The 17827-nt window shown below is 63.1% G+C and carries 14 protein-coding genes; all 14 read left to right on the forward strand.

Annotated elements, in window-relative coordinates:
* Positions 1-15 precede the first annotated feature (15 nt).
* The 14 genes from JVX91_RS03205 (at position 16) to cysC (ending at position 17792) form a co-directional block, all read left to right on the forward strand.
* The gene (locus JVX91_RS03205; protein ID WP_205338001.1) at positions 16-1242 is read left to right on the forward strand and encodes a hypothetical protein; all 1227 of its coding nucleotides are present in this window, start codon (positions 16-18) and stop codon (positions 1240-1242) included.
* On the forward strand, positions 1239-2708 hold the full coding sequence (locus JVX91_RS03210) for a glycosyltransferase family 1 protein (RefSeq protein ID WP_205338002.1): 1470 nt from the start codon (positions 1239-1241) through the stop codon (positions 2706-2708). Before JVX91_RS03205 ends, JVX91_RS03210 begins: the two co-directional genes overlap by 4 nt.
* Complete coding sequence (locus JVX91_RS03215) at positions 2705-4117, forward strand: glycosyltransferase family 1 protein (protein WP_205338003.1); 1413 nt, start codon at positions 2705-2707, stop codon at positions 4115-4117. The genes JVX91_RS03210 and JVX91_RS03215 overlap by 4 nt, the downstream gene beginning before the upstream one ends.
* 137 nt (positions 4118-4254) lie before the next feature.
* Positions 4255-5283 carry a GDP-mannose 4,6-dehydratase gene (gmd, locus tag JVX91_RS03220; protein WP_205338004.1) on the forward strand — a complete coding sequence of 343 codons (1029 nt, stop codon included), beginning with the start codon at positions 4255-4257 and terminating at the stop codon, positions 5281-5283.
* A gap of 11 nt (positions 5284-5294) precedes the next feature.
* Complete coding sequence (locus JVX91_RS03225) at positions 5295-6188, forward strand: GDP-mannose 4,6-dehydratase (protein ID WP_205338005.1); 894 nt, start codon at positions 5295-5297, stop codon at positions 6186-6188.
* Between the two features lie 17 nt (positions 6189-6205).
* Positions 6206-7360 carry a glycosyltransferase family 1 protein gene (locus JVX91_RS03230; protein WP_205338006.1) on the forward strand — a complete coding sequence of 385 codons (1155 nt, stop codon included), beginning with the start codon at positions 6206-6208 and terminating at the stop codon, positions 7358-7360.
* Positions 7361-7453: 93 nt separating this feature from the next.
* Positions 7454-8596, forward strand: coding sequence for a glycosyltransferase (locus tag JVX91_RS03235; protein ID WP_205338007.1), 1143 nt, complete (start codon positions 7454-7456; stop codon positions 8594-8596).
* A 158-nt stretch (positions 8597-8754) separates the two neighbouring features.
* Entirely contained in the window at positions 8755-9726 is a 972-nt protein-coding gene (locus JVX91_RS03240; protein WP_240201694.1) for a glycosyltransferase family 2 protein, read from the forward strand.
* Positions 9727-9730: 4 nt separating this feature from the next.
* Positions 9731-10789 carry a dTDP-glucose 4,6-dehydratase gene (gene rfbB / locus JVX91_RS03245; RefSeq protein ID WP_205338008.1) on the forward strand — a complete coding sequence of 353 codons (1059 nt, stop codon included), beginning with the start codon at positions 9731-9733 and terminating at the stop codon, positions 10787-10789.
* Entirely contained in the window at positions 10786-11688 is a 903-nt protein-coding gene (rfbD, locus tag JVX91_RS03250) for a dTDP-4-dehydrorhamnose reductase (RefSeq protein WP_205338009.1), read from the forward strand. Before rfbB ends, rfbD begins: the two co-directional genes overlap by 4 nt.
* Positions 11685-12566 (forward strand): glucose-1-phosphate thymidylyltransferase RfbA, encoded by an 882-nt coding sequence (rfbA, locus tag JVX91_RS03255; RefSeq protein WP_205338010.1) that lies wholly within the window; start codon positions 11685-11687, stop codon positions 12564-12566. The genes rfbD and rfbA overlap by 4 nt, the downstream gene beginning before the upstream one ends.
* The gene (gene rfbC, locus JVX91_RS03260) at positions 12566-13111 is read left to right on the forward strand and encodes a dTDP-4-dehydrorhamnose 3,5-epimerase (RefSeq protein ID WP_205338011.1); all 546 of its coding nucleotides are present in this window, start codon (positions 12566-12568) and stop codon (positions 13109-13111) included. Before rfbA ends, rfbC begins: the two co-directional genes overlap by 1 nt.
* Before the next feature lie 93 nt (positions 13112-13204).
* Complete coding sequence (locus JVX91_RS03265) at positions 13205-17161, forward strand: rhamnan synthesis F family protein (RefSeq protein ID WP_205338012.1); 3957 nt, start codon at positions 13205-13207, stop codon at positions 17159-17161.
* A 31-nt stretch (positions 17162-17192) separates the two neighbouring features.
* A complete protein-coding gene (gene cysC / locus JVX91_RS03270) occupies positions 17193-17792 on the forward strand; it encodes an adenylyl-sulfate kinase (RefSeq protein ID WP_240201695.1) in 600 nt (199 codons plus the stop codon).
* The last annotated feature ends 35 nt before the right edge of the window (positions 17793-17827 follow it).

The raw sequence follows: 17827 nt of genomic DNA on the forward strand, positions 1-17827 counted from the left end.
GGTGAAATCCATTTCATGAAGAAGACAGCACTTCTCCTCAGTACATACCCCTTCAAGGTACCTCGCCACGGTGGCCAGATCCGTCTGGACAGTATCGCCACAGCCTATCGTGATGCCGGGTGGAACCTGGTAAGCCTGGCGGTGTACGAATCCGAAAGCCATGGCCCCGAGCTGCTCAGCCCGAACGATGTGCCGTTCAACTTCGATTCGCCGTATCGCTTCTACAAAGGTGATCGAGCGATTCCGATGATCACGGATTTGCTCTCCGGCGCGTTTGCCTGCGCCGAAGATGGCGGGTTTGCGCACATTCGCAGCAAGCTGCCCGAGCGCATCGACGTCATTCACGTCGAGCAGCCCTGGCTCTGGCCCCTGGCAAAAAAGATCCGCGCACTTGCGCAGTACAGCAACTGCCTGTTGATCTATGGATCGCAGAACATCGAAGAGCCCCTCAAGCGAGACATTTTCCAGAGCTACGGCATCGTGGGTGCCGATGACGCTCTCCAGGAGATTCTCGAACTTGAACAGGCGGCGGCTCGGGAAGCAGATATTGCCTTGGCTGTCACCAACAGCGACCTGGCGATCATTCGGTCCTGGGGAGCTGAAAACGCAATGCTCGCGGCCAACGGTATTTCTCATTGGCAAGCCACCCAAGAGAATCTTTCCACTTGGAAGGAGAAGCTGCCCGACGCGCCCTGGATTCTCTATGTGGCCAGCGCCCACCCACCAAACTTCACGGGCTTCGTCTCCTGCGTGGGCGACACTCTGGGCTGCATTCCGCCCGACAGCCGCCTGGTCGTTGCGGGCAGCGTCTGCGAGCACCTGTACCGTGAACTGGCCAAGACGCGCTGGCACTCATTGAACCTGTCGAGAATGCAACTGCTGTACGTCCTGTCGGACGAAGACCTCGCAGCGGTCAAGTCTCTGGCACATGCATTCCTGCTGCCCATACCCCACGGGGGCGGCTCAAACATCAAGACCGCCGAAGCGATCTATTCCGGCAAGCACGTTATTGGCTCGGAGACGGCTTTCCGGGGATTTGAAGACTATCTGGACCTGCCGCAGATCAACGTTGCCCGCAACCCGCGAGACTTCCAGCAATTCATGAGATCACTGTTGAGTGAGGATCAGGGCAATACGGCCGACGCTGGCAGTGACACGAGAAAAGCCCTTCTGTGGTCGGAGACTCTGGCCAACATTCCCAGAGAAGCGGAAAAACTGCTGAACAAGAGCTGCGTCGCATGAGTACTGTCTGGCTTGATGTCACCACCACCCTGTCCTGGCAACGCCCCGCAGTCGGCGTCGTCCGCGTGGAAGCTGAGTGCGCCAAGACCGCACTCGCGGGCAACGCAGGGGACCTGCCCATCCGCTTCTGTGCGTTCAACCGCGACAGTGGCTTTTTCGAAGTCTCAGCGGCGAGCCTGAGTGCGGCGCTGGCGCGTATCGACGGCGTGCAGCACAGCAAGCCGCAGGAACCTGGCAGTGTCGCGCCCAACGCGCCGGCCAGGACTCCGTTGGATGCCCGGTTGAAGCAGGCGGTCTTCTGGCTGGTGGGCCGATTGCCGACGCGCTACTCATCGCGAGTGCTGCACTGGGCGATTGCCCGCAAGAAAGGCGCGCTCGAGCTCATTCACGGTCTGCGCCTGATCAAGCACACAACGGTGGCACTGGCTCGCAGCGCCTATCGGCCCCGCCGTCAACCTGAGCCTCAGGTTGCGGCCGTTCCGGTCTCTGCGCCAGTGCGCGCGGCTCCGCCGTTCACGGCAGGCGATACGTATGTTTCCCTTGGACTGGACTGGAACGACAAGGATCTTCCTCAGCTGCGGCAGCTCAAGCGCAAGATGGGCCTCAAGGTATTGCTGTGTTGCTATGACGTCATCCCGGTCAAAGCTCCGCAACTATGCGCCGGCGATGTCGCACCCTTCTTCTCGAACTACTTTTCCAACCTTGCCTGGGCTGCCGACAAGGTCGTGTGCATTTCCCGCTGTTCGGAAAAAGACCTTCTGGAAGTGCTGGACACACTGGGAACACCGGTACCCGAGACTTCCGTGATCACCCTGGGCTCCGACCTGCCGCGCCCGGCACAGAAACTGCCAGACATCGACGTCCCTTACGTCCTGTTCGTTTCCACCATCGAGCGGCGAAAGAACCACGAAGTGCTCTATCGCGCCTACACGCGCCTTCTGGACGCCGGCGTGACCGATCTGCCGCGCCTGGTGTTCGTCGGCATGAGTGGCTGGGGAATCCAAGAGCTGCTCAATGATTTGCGTCTGGACGAGCGCATCAAAGGCTACATAGAGATGCGAACCAATGTCACCGATGACGAATTGAACGGCCTGTACCGCAATGCGCTGTTCACGGTCTACCCCTCTCTTTATGAGGGATGGGGTCTTCCGGTGGCAGAAAGCCTGGCCCACGGAAAATTCTGCCTGTCCTCCGACGCCGCGTCGCTGCCCGAGGTCGGCGGCGAGTTCGTCGAGTATCTCGATCCCCTCAGCGTTCCATCGTGGGCCGAGCGCATCCGCTTTTACGCGTGCAATCCGCAAGATCTTGCAGCCAAGGAACTGGCCATTGCCTCGCGTTACGTCGCACCGACCTGGGCTGACACTGCCCGCTCGATCTTCGACAAAGCACGTGAACTGGCAAGCCCATCCGCTCCATCGACCGAGCCATGCGCTTCGTCGCTGACTGCTCCTGAGCCGCATCAATGACTACTATCTGGATTGATATCACGACGCTACTCGCGTGGAAGCGGCCCGCTGTCGGGATCGTGCGCGTCGAGGCCGAATGCGTCCGCCACGCGCTTACGCAGACTACGCACGCTGTGCGCTTCTGCGCCTTCGATCGCGTGCTGGGTTATCGAGAAGTTTCCCATCCCCAGGCCCAGTCCTGCCTCGATAACCTTGGAAAACCTGCGCCCCATGCCGCGCCAGTTGCCGTGCATGCACCTGCGGCACAGCGTCCGTCGCTCGAGGAACGCCTCAAGCAGCAGTTGAAGACCCTCCTTGGCTGGCTACCCGAACGACACCGCACGCGCCTCTACCAGATCCTCCATAATCGCCGGCACCACTTCCGGGAACTGCTGCAGGGGCTGCGACATATCAAGAGTGGCATCAAGCAACTGATCAGGCCCCTGCCTGCTGCTGCCCCGCAAGCCGCGTACGACGATAGCCAACGCAGCACACCGCCCTTCGGCCGGTCGGATGTCTATATATCGCTGGGACTGGATTGGGATGACAAGGATCTGAGCTACCTGCATGCGCTCAAGCGCAAGCTGGATCTCAAGATCCTCCTGTGCTGCCACGACGTGATTCCGCTGAAACTGCCGCATCTGTGCGTGGAGAGCGTGTCTGCCATGTTCTCGCGCTATTTCGCCGACGTGGCCTGGAATGCCGACAAGATCGTTTGCGTGTCTCAATGCTCGGAAAGAGATTTGCTGGGCATGCTGGACATCCTCGGCACGCCCATTCCCAAGACTGTCGTGATCAATCATGGTTCGGAACTGCACGCCGCACAGGACCAATCCGCCGATCTCGTGGGCTCTCCGTACATCCTGTATGTCTCTACGATCGAGCGGCGCAAGAACCATGAAGCGCTCTATCGGGCTTACACACGCCTGCTGGATCGAGGTGAAAAGAACCTCCCGAAACTGATCTTCGTTGGAATGCATGGCTGGGGTGTAGACGGTCTGTTGACCGATCTGAAGCTGGATCCGCGCACGCAGGACCTGATCGAAATACGCGGCCATGTAAACGATGCAGAGTTGGCTGCGCTCTATGAGCACGCCCTCTTCACCGTGTATCCGTCTCTTTACGAAGGTTGGGGGCTTCCAGTAGCGGAGAGCCTTGCCTACGGAAAGTTCTGCGTGGCGTCCAGTGCCGCGTCGATTCCCGAAGTGGGCGGTAACCTGGTTGACTATGTCGACCCCTGGGATATCCCGGCCTGGGCAGACCGCTTGAGTTTTTACTTCTCCAATCCGAACGAGATCACGCGTCGCGAGCAGTTGATTGCGACCGATTATCGAGCCAAACCGTGGGGCACTACCGCAGCGGAGATTCTGAATGCAGCGTCGGCATTGGCATCGGCCATGCCGGGCACGCAGCAGACATTGAGCCACTGACGCGCGAGTATTTGCAGCAACCGACTCGCGGTCGGCGCTCACGCGTCATTGCGGTTGTAACATGACTAATCAGGTCTGCGGGCACGAACCCGCGACCGCCAACTTTGCGATCCTTGCCAAGGACTAGAAGGAACACCATGAAAGCGATTGTTACTGGAATCACAGGCCAGGATGGCGCCTATCTCGCTCAACTGCTGCTGGAGAAGGGCTACACCGTTTTCGGCACCTACCGCCGCACCAGCTCCGTGAACTTCTGGCGCATCGAGGAACTGGGCGTCGACAGGCACCCCAACCTGCATCTCGTCGAGTACGACCTGACCGACCTCTCCGCGAGCATCCGTCTGCTGCAAACCACCGAAGCCACCGAGGTGTACAACCTGGCCGCGCAGAGCTTCGTGGGCGTCTCGTTCGAGCAGCCGCTGACCACCGCCGAGATTACCGGCATCGGCGCTGTGAACCTGCTGGAAGCCATCCGCATCGTCAACCCGAAGGTCCGCTTCTATCAGGCGTCGACCTCCGAGATGTTTGGCAAGGTGCAGGCCATTCCGCAGGTCGAAGACACCCCGTTCTACCCGCGCAGCCCCTACGGTGTCGCCAAGCTGTACGCCCACTGGATGACCGTGAACTATCGCGAGTCCTATGACATCTTCGGCAGCAGCGGCATCCTCTTCAACCACGAGTCGCCGCTGCGTGGCCGTGAGTTCGTGACCCGCAAGATCACCGACAGCGTCGCCAAGATCAAACTCGGCAAGCTGGACCGACTCGAACTCGGCAACCTCGACGCCAAGCGCGACTGGGGCTTCGCCAAGGAGTACGTGGAAGGCATGTGGCGCATGCTGCAGGCCGACAAGCCTGACACCTACGTGCTGGCCACCAACCGCACCGAGACCGTGCGCGACTTCGTCAGCATGGCGTTCAAGGCCGCTGACATCGAACTGACCTGGAAAGGCTCGGACGAAGCCGAGCAGGGCCTGGACTCCAGCGGCAAAGTGCTGGTGGCGATCAATCCCAAGTTCTACCGTCCCGCCGAAGTCGACCTGCTGATCGGCAACCCCGAGAAAGCCAAGCGCGAGCTGGGCTGGGAACCTACCACTACCCTTGAACAGCTGTGCCGGATGATGGTCGAAGCGGATCTACGCCGTAACGAACAAGGCTTCTCGTTCTAAGGGGACATTGCATGCCAACAGCTTTGGTAACCGGCGCCTCGGGTTTCACCGGGCGCTACATGATCGATGCATTGAAGAAACGAGGCTTCAAGGTCGTTGGCTTCGGTAGCGAGATCACCAATGCGGATGAAACCCTGGCATGCGACCTGACCGACGCCGCGGCCGTCCAGGCCGCCGTTGAAAAAGCCCAGCCAGACTGGGTGGTGCACCTGGCGGCGCTGGCCTTCGTGGGCCATGCCGACCAGGAGGCGTTCTACCGTGTGAACGTCTTTGGCACCCTGAACCTGCTCGCCGCTCTCGGCGAGCAGAAGAAGGCACCGCAACGAATTCTGATCGCCAGTAGCGCCAACATCTATGGCACGCCGGGCGTGGAGCTGATCAGCGAGGATATCTGCCCCGCACCGGTGAACCATTACGCTTGCAGCAAACTGGCGATGGAGCACATGGTCGCGACCTGGGCCGACCGCCTGCCAATCGTCATCGCTCGCCCGTTCAATTACACGGGCCCGGGGCAGGACGAACGCTTCCTCATTCCCAAGATCGTCGGCCACTTTGCCCGCAACGAAGCATCCATCGAGCTGGGCAACCTCGATGTCAGCCGCGACTTCTCCGACGTGCGCGATGTCGTGGAGGCCTACGTACGCCTGCTCGACACCGAGGTCGCTGGCGAGCCTGTCAACATCTGCACCAACCGTGCGACTTCGCTACGGGAAATCATCGGGCTGATGGAAGACATCGCTGGCTACCGCATCACTGTCGCGGTCAATCCGGCATTCGTCCGCGCCAATGAAATTCCGACCCTGCGCGGCGACAATCGGCGCTTGTTCGCGGCCACCGGCTTCGCTCCGAAGGCGGATCTTCGGCACACCCTGGAAGATATGCTGGCAGTTGCCCGCGCAGATTGACGAAATTGGGACAGTTCATGCGAATCGGACTCGGCACTTCGGTATGGGCCAAGGGGGCCAAGGCTGGCCATCTGGACGGAATCGGTGTGTATACCCAGGCGCTATGGCGCAGCCTGCACCAACGCAGCCAAGCCGCGCAGGCGGATTTCAGCGTCACGCCATTCGCTTTTGGCCGCGAGTTACCGGTCTTGGAGTGCGGCATTCCGCAGCCGGTGTCGGGGCACTTTTCCGCCTATGCTCTGCGCGCCGCCCTACTCGGCCCATCGCGAAGCGTGTCGGCCAAGGTCCGCAGCCAAGTGGACCTGTTCCACGCCACCGACCACCACATCCCGCAACTGAAGGGCGTTCCGGTCGTGGCCAACGTCATGGACCTGATCCCGATGCTCCACCCCGAGTGGGCCTCGCCCAATCTGCGCCAGGCGAAGAACTGGCTGTTCGGTAGAACCGTTCGCAGCGCCGACCACATCATCACCATCTCCGAGTACAGCAAGCGCGACCTGATCAACCATTTGGGTATCGCCGCCGACGATATCTCGGTCACCCCGCTGGGCGTCGATCCCATCTACTTCGAGCGCATTGGCGAGGAGCACCGACTCGAGGCGCTGGCAAAATGCGGCGTAGCCAGGGGCTTCTTCCTCTGTATCGGCACCCTGCAGCCCCGCAAGAACCTGATGCGCGTGCTACTGGCACATCAGTCGCTGCCGGCCGACGTTCGCAGGGAGCATCCGCTGATCGTGGTCGGCCGCAACGGCTGGGGTGCCGACGATCTGCTGCCGGCGCTACGCGCCCTCGAAGCACGCGGTGAAGGCAGGTGGCTGGATTACCTGCCACAGGCCGATGTGCTCGCGTTGCTGCAGAGTGCGACCGCAGTGGTATTCCCCTCGCTCTACGAAGGCTTCGGTCTTCCGGTGGTCGAGGCTTTCGCCGCGCGCTGCCCGGTGATCACGTCCAATTCCACGTCGCTGCCGGAAGTCGCCGGCGACGCGGCGCTGCTGGTGGATCCGCTGGACGAAGCCGCAATCGCGCAAGCCATGACTGCGACGATCGCCGACCCTGTGGCCGCACAACAACGGGTGGACCGCGGGTACCTTCGCGCCCGCGACTACTCTTGGGGTGCGTGTTGCGAAAAGACGCTGGCGGTTTATCGACAGGTCATTGCGCAAAACGCCTGACCACCCGATGATCGGCGCCCAAACGTTACTTGATCGAACACTTCGCTCTGATCCGGGCCAGTCAATCCCGGCCCTCCGCTCCTGAGATTATCAATGGCAAAAAAGCGCATCCTGCTGGTCAACAAATACTATGCCCCCTCCACCGGCGGCATCGAGACTGCAGTCAAGCAATACGCCCACTGGTATCAAGAAAGCGGACACGACGTGACCGTCCTGTGCTGCGCCAATACCCGCCTGTTACGCTCCCGGCTGGAGCAGATCGACAACATCCGAGTCCTCCGCGCAGCCTCCCTGGGCAACCTGCTGTCCGTTCCGCTGAGCTTCGCCTTCTTCTGGCACTTCCTGCGCCTGGCGCTGAAGTCCGACATCGTCCACATCAACCTGCAGTTCCCCTCGGCCAGCCTGGCGCTGCTGCTGACGCACTGGCTGATTCGCGGCAAGACCGTCGTCAGCTACCACTGCGACGTCTACCGCCAGCGCTACCTCAAGCGCGTGACCTATCTGTTCGATCGCTTCGCGGTGCGCAAGGCCGATCTGGTCATCACCGGCAGCCCGGCATTACGCGAACATTCCGAAGTGCTCGGAAGCATCGCCCGCGAGATCAGCGCCGTCCCCTACACGGTCAATCCGCAGTACATCGACGAGTGCCTGTCCCGCAGCCCGGAACACAAGCTACCCGAGCACTTTCTGAAGGAAGGCTACTGCGTATTCTTCGGCCGCCTGGTGAGCTACAAGGGCACCGAACCGCTGGATGCGGCGTTCCGCCAATTGATGGCGCGCGGCGAGGCGGTGAACCTGGTGATGTTCGGCATTGGCCCGGAGGAACAGCGCTTCTGGAGGCTCGCCGAAGCGTTTCCCGAGCGCGTTCACTTCATCAACGCCTTCGTCAGCGACGTCGACAAGTATCATCTGATCCAGCGCGCGAAACTCTTTCTGTTCCCCTCGGTGTACTACTCCGAGGCCTTCGGTATCGCCCAGCTGGACGCCATGGCGTGCGCCAAACCCATCATCAATTGCTGGCTGCAGACCGGCGTCAACTGGGTGGCGCCGGATGGCGAGGCGGCGGTCACGGTCGAGGCCGGCAACGCCGAGCAGCTCGCCGAGGCGATGCTGACCCTGTACAACGATCCCGCGCAATTGGCCGCGCTCGGAAATGGCGGACTGCAGCGCTGCCGGCAGGTATTCGCAGAGGATGTCGTACGCGCCAGATTCGTGGCGCTGATCGACCAGCTATGACGCCTGCACGGAAATCCGGCGCCACATGATTCAGGATAAGTGGCACAGGCAAACTGACTAACCAGTCACGCCGAAGCAGGGTTGCCCGAGCCCAACCTAGACACTTATCCTGCCCCATAAAAGCGACACATAACTAATAAAAAGTAGGGGATGCCGCTTTGGAAAGACAGCATTCAGCTCTTGCCATGCCTTTTGCGAGCCCCAACCGCACCGCCAGGGTTGCCATCCTGTTGTCGACCTACAATGGCGCAACCTATCTCAGCGAGCAGTTGGAATCATTGATCGCCCAGACCGAACAGGACTGGGTGATCCACGCCTCGGACGACGGCTCGACCGATGCCACGCTGGAAATCCTGTACCAATACCAGCGCCGCCTGGGCGACGACCGGCTGTATATCCACGCCGGCCCACGCCAGGGATTTGCCGCCAACTTTCTTTCCGCGCTCAAGCGGACGAAGGATCAGGCGGACTATTTCGCCTTCTGCGACCAGGACGACCTGTGGGAAGCCGACAAGCTGGAACGCGGTCTGGCCTGGGCCAGCGCGCATCCCACGTCGACGCCTCTACTCTATTGCTCCCGGACGCGCCTGATCGACTCCACCGGCCAGCTCATCGGGTTCTCCCCGCTGTTTCGCCGCCCCCCCAGTTTCGCCAATGCCCTGGTGCAGAGCATTGCGGGCGGCAACACCATGCTGTTCAATGCCGCCGCCGCGCAACTGCTGAGCCTGACGCCATTTCAGGTGCCGATCATCTCCCACGACTGGTGGTCCTACATCATCGTCACGGGTTGTGGCGGCCGCGTGCATTACGACGAATATCCCGCGATCAACTACCGCCAGCATGGCAACAACCTGATAGGCTCGAACTCGAGCGTCAGGGACCGGCTCGTTCGCCTCCAACGCATGCTCAAAGGGACGTTCCGACAGTGGAACGACGTGAACCTGGAGGCGGTTTCCCACTTCAGACAGCACCTGACCCACGAGAACCAGCGGATCCTCGAGTTGTTCGGCAGTGCGCGCCGCGCGCCGCTGTATCGCAAGCTGTCGCTGATCAGCCAGTCAGGCGTCTATCGGCAAACGCTTCCCGGCAACCTCGGACTGGTTGCCGCATCGCTCATACAGAGGCTGTGACCCCATGACGATCCTCGTAACAGGCAGCGCTGGCTTCATCGGCTCCAATTTCGTGCTCGACTGGCTGGCCGGGCAGGATGAAACCGTGGTGAGCCTCGACAAGCTGACCTACGCCGGCAACCGCGAGAACCTCGCCAGCCTGGATGGCGACGAGCGCCATCTGTTCGTGCACGGCGATATCGGCGACACCCGCCTGGTGTCCGCACTGCTGGAGCAGCACCAGCCGCGCGCGGTGCTGAACTTCGCCGCCGAATCCCACGTGGACCGTTCGATCCTCGGCCCCGAAGACTTCATCCAGACCAACGTGGTGGGCACCTTCCACCTGCTCGAAGCCGTTCGCGCCTACTGGAATGGCCTGGACGAACAGCACAAGGCGGACTTCCGCTTCCTGCATGTCTCCACCGACGAGGTCTACGGCTCCCTGGAGCCCAGCGCTCCGGCCTTCACCGAGCAGCATCCTTACCAGCCCAACAGCCCCTATTCGGCCTCCAAGGCGGCGTCCGACCACCTGGTGCGCGCCTACCATCACACCTATGGCCTGCCGGTGCTGACCACCAACTGCTCGAACAACTACGGCCCGTTCCACTTCCCGGAAAAGCTCATCCCTCTGGTCATCCGCAATGCGCTGGCCGGCGAGCCGCTGCCGATCTATGGCGATGGCCAGCAGATCCGCGACTGGCTGTACGTCAAGGATCACTGCAGCGCCATCCGTCGTGTGCTGGAGGCCGGGCACGTCGGCGAGACCTACAACGTCGGCGGCTGGAACGAAAAGGCCAACCTCGACGTGGTGCACCGCATCTGCGACACGCTCGACCAGGAGTCGCCGCGCGAAGACGGCCGCAGTTATCGCGAGCAGATCACCTTCGTGAAGGATCGTCCCGGCCACGACCGCCGCTACGCCATCGATGCCACGCGCCTGGAGCGCGAGCTGGGCTGGAAGCCGGCGGAAACCTTCGAGACCGGCATCGCCAAGACCGTGCGCTGGTACCTCGATAACCAGGGTTGGGTGGAAAACGTCGCCAGCGGCGCCTACCGCGAATGGTTGAGCCAGCAGTACGCATGAACGACATTCTTCTCCTCGGCGCCAACGGCCAGGTCGGCTGGGAACTTCAGCGCGCCCTCGCACCGCTGGGCCGCCTGATCATCTGTGATCGCCAGCGCGGCAACCTCGAAGACCTCGACAGCCTGCGCGCGCTGGTACAGGCCGAACGCCCCGCCATCATCGTCAACGCCGCCGCCTATACCGCCGTGGACAAGGCGGAGAGCGACCACGAACGCGCCCAGCGCGTGAATGCGGACGCGGTCGACCTGCTGGCCACCCTGGCTGCTGACCTCGGCGCCTGGCTGGTGCACTACTCCACCGATTACGTGTTCGATGGCAGCGGTAGCCGTCCCTTCCGCGAGGACGACCCGACTGCTCCGCTGAACACGTATGGTCGGACCAAGCTCGCCGGCGAACAGGCCATTCGCGAGAGCGGCTGTCGCCATCTGATCTTCCGCACCAGTTGGGTCTACGCCGCGCGCGGCGCCAATTTCGCCAAGACCATGCTGCGGCTTGCCGCCGATCGCGAAGAGTTGCGCATCGTTGCCGACCAGATCGGCGCACCGACCAGCGCCGAACTGATAGCCGACGTCACCGCCCAGGTATTGGCTCGGCTGCGCGACGATCCCCAGGCGGTGCCATCCGGCCTCTATCACCTGGCAGCTGGCGGTGAAGTGAGCTGGCATGGCTATGCACGCTTCGTCATCGCCGAGGCAGCGCGGCTTGGCCTGCCCCTGCGCACCACGGCCGAACGCGTACTGCCAATCATGACCCACGAATATCCGCTGCCTGCGCCACGCCCGGCCAACTCGAGGCTGGATACGAACAAACTCGGCTCGACCTTTGCCCTGACCCTGCCGGACTGGCAGTTCCATGTCAGGCGCATGCTGGTCGAACTGATCGGAGAAAAAGTCGCATGAAGCGCAAGGGCATCATCCTCGCCGGTGGCTCCGGCACCCGGCTGCACCCGGCCACCCTGTCGGTTTCCAAGCAACTGCTGCCGGTCTACGACAAGCCGATGATCTACTACCCGCTCAGCACCCTGATGCTGGCCGGTATCCGCGAGATCCTGATCATCTCCACCCCCCAGGACACGCCGCGTTTCCAGCAACTGCTGGGCGATGGCCAGCGCTGGGGTGTCGAGTTGCAGTATGCGGTGCAGGAATCTCCCGACGGGCTGGCCCAGGCCTTCCTGATCGGCGAGGAGTTCCTCGGCGATGACCTCAGTGCACTGGTGCTGGGCGACAACATCTACCACGGCCACGATTTCCACGACCTGCTGACCAGCGCCATGGCGCGCGAGAGCGGCGCCAGCGTCTTCGCCTATCACGTGCATGATCCCGAGCGGTACGGCGTGGTGGAGTTCGACGGCCTCGGCAAGGCCATCAGCCTTGAGGAAAAGCCCGCCCAGCCCAAGTCCAACTATGCGGTCACCGGACTCTATTTCTACGACAGGAATGTCGTCGAGATCGCCAAGAGCATTCGTCCGTCGGCACGCGGCGAGCTGGAGATCACCGACGTCAACCGCGCCTACCTGGAGCAAGGCGAACTGTCCGTGGAGATCATGGGCCGCGGCTACGCCTGGCTCGACACCGGCACCCACGAGTCGCTGCTCGAGGCCAGCCAGTTCATCGCCACCCTGGAGAACCGCCAGGGCCTCAAGGTCGCCTGCCCGGAAGAGATCGCCTTCCGCCAGGGCTGGATCAGCCCCGATGAACTGCAACGCCTGGCCGCACCGCTGGCCAAGAGCGGATACGGCCTCTACCTCCAACGCCTACTGACGCAAACGGTCTACTGATGAAAGTCACTCCGCTGTCGATTCCCGACGTCCTTCTGCTCGAACCCCAGGTTTTCGGCGACAGCCGCGGCTTCTTCTTCGAAAGCTACAACCAGAAGAAAATCGAGCAGGCCATCGGCCGCACCGTCGATTTTGTCCAGGACAACCACTCCCTCTCGGCCCGCGGCGTGCTCCGCGGCCTGCACTATCAGATCCAGCAGGCGCAGGGGAAACTGGTGCGCGTGGTCCAGGGCGAAGTCTTCGACGTCGCCGTCGATCTGCGTCGCACCTCGCCGACCTTCGGCCAGTGGGTCGGCCAGGTGCTGAGCGCCGAGAACAAGCTGCAGATGTGGATTCCCGAAGGCTTCGCCCACGGCTTCGTGGTGCTCAGCGAAAGCGCCGAGTTCCTCTACAAGACCACCGACTTCTGGGCACCCGAGCACGAACGCTGCATCGCCTGGAACGATCCGGAGCTGGCCATCGAATGGCCGCTCGACGGCGAGCCCAGCCTGTCCGGCAAGGACCGCGAGGGCAAGTGCCTGGCGCAGGCCGATCTGTTCGACTGAAGGCCGCCGCGACGACTCGCACCACCATAAGAAGAATCAGCAGTACGGAGAAAGCCTGTGCAACACCGGCGCAAGGTTGTAATTGTCCTTGGCATGCACCGCAGCGGTACCAGCGCACTCACGCGCGGCCTGCAGGCGCTGAATGTCGAACTCGGAGAAAACCTCACGCCTGCGAAGGCGGGCAATAACGACAAGGGGTTCTGGGAGGACCGGGAGGTCGTTGCGATCAACGAGCTCCTGCTGCAGCGCCTGGGTGGCGACTGGGACTCGCTGTCGCTGATCGACGATCGCCAGCTCGACGCGCGCCTGACCGTCGACCTCGAAGAGCGTGCCGCGCGTTATCTCGACGAGCGCCTGGAAGTCGCTCCGCTGCTGGGCTTGAAGGACCCGCGCATCAGCCGGCTGTTGCCGTTCTGGCGACGCCTGCTGGAGAGCAAGGGGATCGAGACGAGCTATGTCATCTGCGTTCGCCATCCCCTGAGCGTGGCGCAGTCGCTCGCCCGCCGCGATGGCTTCAGCAGCGCCAAGAGCCTCGCCCTGTGGCAGCAGCATACCCTCGACTCGCTGAGCCACACGGCTGCCAGCCAGCGCGTGGTGCTGTGCTATGAATACCTGATGGGCGACCCCAAGGGCCAACTGCTGCGCATCGCCAGCCAACTGGATCTGCAGCCCGGCAGCCAGGAACTGTTCGACGACTACCTCAATGACTTCCTCGATGAGCAACTGCAGCACGGTCGCCATGCCATCGACGATCCCGAGCTGGCCAACCAGGCGCCCACGGCGCTGCTGGAGCTCTACAAACTGCTGATGGAGCTGGCCGCGGACCGCAGCTCGCTGGAGCAGCCCGAGACCCTGTCCAGGCTGCAGGCCCTGCGCGAGCAACTCGATGTGCAGCGTGATGCACTGGCACTGTTCCATCGCCACGACAGCATCGAACATCCCCAGCGCCAGGCCCTGGAGCTCTCCCTGGAAACGCTCCGCGGGGAAAGCCAGGCGCAACTGGACGAACAGGCCGAACGCCTGCGTTTCCTTGTCGCGGAACTGAGCTCCGCCCAGCAGCGCGCCAGGCGCCTGGAAAGCGAACTGGACAGCACGCGCCTGGAGCTGAAGGACACCCGCAACACCGTCGAGGAAATCCAGTCCTCCACCTCCTGGCTGCTCACCAAACCGGTACGCTTCACCAGCCGCCTGTTCAGCGGCAAACACCGCGAAGCCCTGGTCAGCCTGCGCAACTACAGCGTACAACTGGGCCGCAGTGCCTACTGGCGCCTGCCCGTCGCCTATCGGGACCCGATGGTGCGGTTGGTCTACCGGCACATGGGCTTCGCCTTCAAAGGCGTGCCGCACTACGAACAATGGCGCAACCTCGGCCGCCAGGGCCATGGCGAGGGCCAGAGCGCGCCGGAACTGGTGGACCTGCAGAACGTTCCTCCGTGCGCCAGCCCGGACGGGCGCATCGCCATTCACCTGCACCTCTTCTACAGCGACCTGGCCGAAGAGTTCCGCAGCCACCTGGCGCACATGCCGTACGCCTACGACCTGTTCGTCTCGGTCTGCGACGCGGCCGCAGAGGAAGTCGCCCAGCGCACCTTCAGCACCCTGCCGAACTGCTCCACCGTGACGGTCCAGCAAGTGGAAAACCGGGGCCGCGACATCGCCCCATTCTTCTGCACCTTCGGCGAGAGCCTGCGCGACTACGACTACCTGCTGCACCTGCACAGCAAGAAATCGCTCTACAACCAGGGCGCCACCCTGGGCTGGCGCGAGTACCTGTGCGGCTCGCTGCTGGGCAGCGCGGAGCGCATCCGCTCGCTGTTCACCCTGCTCGATAGCGAGCGCTGCGGCATCGTCTACCCGCAGAACTACGACGGCCTGCCCTACATGGCCAATACCTGGCTGGCCAATGCCGCGCGCGGGCGCATCTGGGCCCAGCGGCTGGGGTTGGCACAGATTCCCGCCGGCTACTTCCACTACCCCGCCGGCAGCATGTTCTGGGCCCGCAGCGAGGCGCTCAAGCCGCTCTTCGATGCCAAGCTGCAACTGGACGACTTCGAAGCCGAAGCGGGCCAGCGCGACGGCACCCTGGCCCATTGCCTGGAGCGCCTGCTGACCCTCAGCAGCCAGTCGCAACAACTGCCCATCGCCATTCTCAGCGATCCACAGCCGCACGCCTGGTCGCCCTGGGGCATGCACCATTACTTCGCGCGCAGCCACGAGCACCTGCGCCAGAGCATCGAGGCGCCGCAGACCAAGGCCGTGGCCTTCGATATCTTCGACACCCTGCTGGTGCGACCGCTGGTCAATGCGGAATCCACCAAACGCCTGGTGGCGCAGCAAGCCGGCACCACGCTCGGCGACCTCTACCTGGACTACCGCGCCAGCGCGGAAGGCCGCGCTCGCGAGCGCGCTGGCCGGGATGTCGGCCTGGACGCGATCTACGATGAACTGCAACGCCTGACCGGTATCAAGGACGACGAGCGGCGCCAGCTGCAGGGCCTGGAGGAGCGCATCGAGCTGGCCAGCGTCAGCGCCCGCCCCGAAGCCGTCGAGCTGTTCGCCCATGCGCGCAACCTGGGCAAGCCCGTCCTGCTGATCAGCGACATGTTCCTGCCGCGCAGCTGTATCGAGCAGATGCTGCTCAACAACGGCATCGAGGGCTGGACGGCTTTCTACCTGTCCAACGAGGTCGGCGTGCGCAAGGACCAGGGCGATCTGTATCGCCACGTCCTGGATGAGCGCCAGCTGGAGCCACAGCAATTGCTGATGTTCGGCGACAACGAGCGTTCCGATTTCCAGATTCCCGACGACCTCGGCATTCGCACCGTGCACCTGCTGCGCCCGACCGAACTGGCCCGTGGCCTGCCGAAATTCCGGCCACTGGTGGAAGACTGCGAGCGCCATCCCGAGCTGGACCAGGAACTGATGCTCGGCCTGTTGCTGCGGCGCAACTTCTCGCCGCTGACCTACGCGGGCCTGCCCGTGCGCAACCTGACCCGCGACGACGCCGGCCTGCTCGGCTACAACGTCCTCGGGCCGCTGCTGGCAAGCTTCGCCGACTGGCTCCGGCACGCCGCCCAGCGCGACGGTATCGACCAGCTGCACTTCCTTTCCCGCGAGGGCAAGTTGATCAAGGCGGCGTACGACCTCTGGTGCGATGGCGTGGAAGATGCCCCGTCGGCGCATTACCTGGTGCTCTCGCGGCGCGCCATCACCATGTCGCGCCTCAGCGGCGAGGACGACATCCAGCGCATGGCGCGACCGACGTATTTCGCCAACACCCTGGAGAACTTCCTCGAATCGCGCTTCGGCTATCACCTCAGTGCACAGCGTCGCCAACAACTGATCGAGGCGGGCGTCTGGCGCGAAGACCAACTGGTCGAAGTGATCGACAACGATACCCGCGCACTGCGTCCGGTACTCGAAGCGCTGCAGGGCGACCTGCTGGAGCAGGCCGCCGGCGAACGTCCGGCGATGATGGCCTACCTGCAATCGACGGCGCTGAGCACGGGCGAGACGGCGGCGGTGGTCGACGTCGGCTATTCCGGCACCATCCAGGCACAGCTCTGCGGCCTGCTGGAACGGCCTGTCCAGGGTTACTACTTCATCACCGACAAGGACATCGGCCAGGTCCTGGAACCGCTGGGCGCCTGGGCGCAAGGCTGTTTCCTCGACCAGGCCACGCGCCTGCAACCGGGCGCCGAGCTGTACCGGCAGAGCTTCCAGCTGGAAAAACTGCTCAGCGCCGACGAGACCCAACTGGTGCGCTACGAACTGGACGGTGACGGCCGCGCGATTGGTCGGTTCCTGTCACAAACCGAGCAGGAAAGGGACGCCTGCGCGACCCGCTACGCGATCCAGCAGGGGGCGCTGGCGTATGTTGCCGACGCTCGCGACCTGCGCGAGCGACTGCACCCGGGGCTGCGTCCGCCCAGGGAATTGGCCCAGCGGCTATGGGCGCTGTTCATCGACCGCCCCAGCGCGGCGGAAGACGAGTTGCTGCAGCGCCTGACCCTGGACGATCATTACTGCGGCCGCGGCTATGTCAGCTGAACACCGCCCGCTCACCAAGGAATCGACGCCCATGACCGATCGCAACATCCGCTGGCACACCGGCCGCCTGAGCGCCCAGGAACGCGTCACGCGCATGCGTCAGAAGCCGGCGACCCTCTGGCTGACAGGGCTGAGCGGCTCCGGCAAGTCGACCTTGGCCTTCGCCCTCGAATACGCCCTGCATGAGATGGGTTACTCCGCCGTCGTGCTCGATGGCGACAACGTCCGCCACGGCCTGTGCAAGGATCTGGGCTTCAGCCACGAGGACCGTACCGAGAATATCCGCCGGGTGGCCGAAGTCGCGCACCTGATGAACGACGCCGGCCTGATCGTCATTACCTCGTTCATCTCTCCGTTCCGCGAGGACCGCGCGCAAGCCCGGCAGATCATCGGCGACGAGCGCTTCCGTGAGATCCACCTGAGCACCGACCTGAGCGTCTGCGAAGAGCGCGACCCCAAGGGCCTCTACAAGAAGGCGCGCGCTGGCACGCTGCCGGACTTCACCGGCATCGGCTCGCCCTATGAGGAGCCGCTCGATCCCTTCGAAAGCATCGACACCGACCGCCTCAGCCTGGAAGAGAGCGTGGCGCGCCTGATGAAACTGCTGGAGCTGCAGCCCATCGAGCGCTGATCGGTGTAGCATCGGCGGCGCAAACAACCGCATGC

Origin of the sequence: Pseudomonas sp. PDNC002 (genome assembly GCF_016919445.1) — a bacterium.
GTDB lineage: Bacteria > Pseudomonadota > Gammaproteobacteria > Pseudomonadales > Pseudomonadaceae > Pseudomonas.

Excerpts from the sequence above, each read along its gene's own strand:
- JVX91_RS03205 (WP_205338001.1), top strand. The coding sequence starts at position 16 with ATGAAGAAGACAGCACTTCTCCTCAGTACATACCCCTTCAAGGTACCT.
- JVX91_RS03210 (WP_205338002.1), top strand. The coding sequence starts at position 1,239 with ATGAGTACTGTCTGGCTTGATGTCACCACCACCCTGTCCTGGCAACGC.
- JVX91_RS03215 (WP_205338003.1), top strand. The coding sequence starts at position 2,705 with ATGACTACTATCTGGATTGATATCACGACGCTACTCGCGTGGAAGCGG.
- gmd (WP_205338004.1), top strand. The coding sequence starts at position 4,255 with ATGAAAGCGATTGTTACTGGAATCACAGGCCAGGATGGCGCCTATCTC.
- JVX91_RS03225 (WP_205338005.1), top strand. The coding sequence starts at position 5,295 with ATGCCAACAGCTTTGGTAACCGGCGCCTCGGGTTTCACCGGGCGCTAC.
- JVX91_RS03230 (WP_205338006.1), top strand. The coding sequence starts at position 6,206 with ATGCGAATCGGACTCGGCACTTCGGTATGGGCCAAGGGGGCCAAGGCT.
- JVX91_RS03235 (WP_205338007.1), top strand. The coding sequence starts at position 7,454 with ATGGCAAAAAAGCGCATCCTGCTGGTCAACAAATACTATGCCCCCTCC.
- rfbB (WP_205338008.1), top strand. The coding sequence starts at position 9,731 with ATGACGATCCTCGTAACAGGCAGCGCTGGCTTCATCGGCTCCAATTTC.
- rfbD (WP_205338009.1), top strand. The coding sequence starts at position 10,786 with ATGAACGACATTCTTCTCCTCGGCGCCAACGGCCAGGTCGGCTGGGAA.
- rfbA (WP_205338010.1), top strand. The coding sequence starts at position 11,685 with ATGAAGCGCAAGGGCATCATCCTCGCCGGTGGCTCCGGCACCCGGCTG.
- rfbC (WP_205338011.1), top strand. The coding sequence starts at position 12,566 with ATGAAAGTCACTCCGCTGTCGATTCCCGACGTCCTTCTGCTCGAACCC.
- JVX91_RS03265 (WP_205338012.1), top strand. The coding sequence starts at position 13,205 with ATGCACCGCAGCGGTACCAGCGCACTCACGCGCGGCCTGCAGGCGCTG.
- cysC (WP_240201695.1), top strand. The coding sequence starts at position 17,193 with ATGACCGATCGCAACATCCGCTGGCACACCGGCCGCCTGAGCGCCCAG.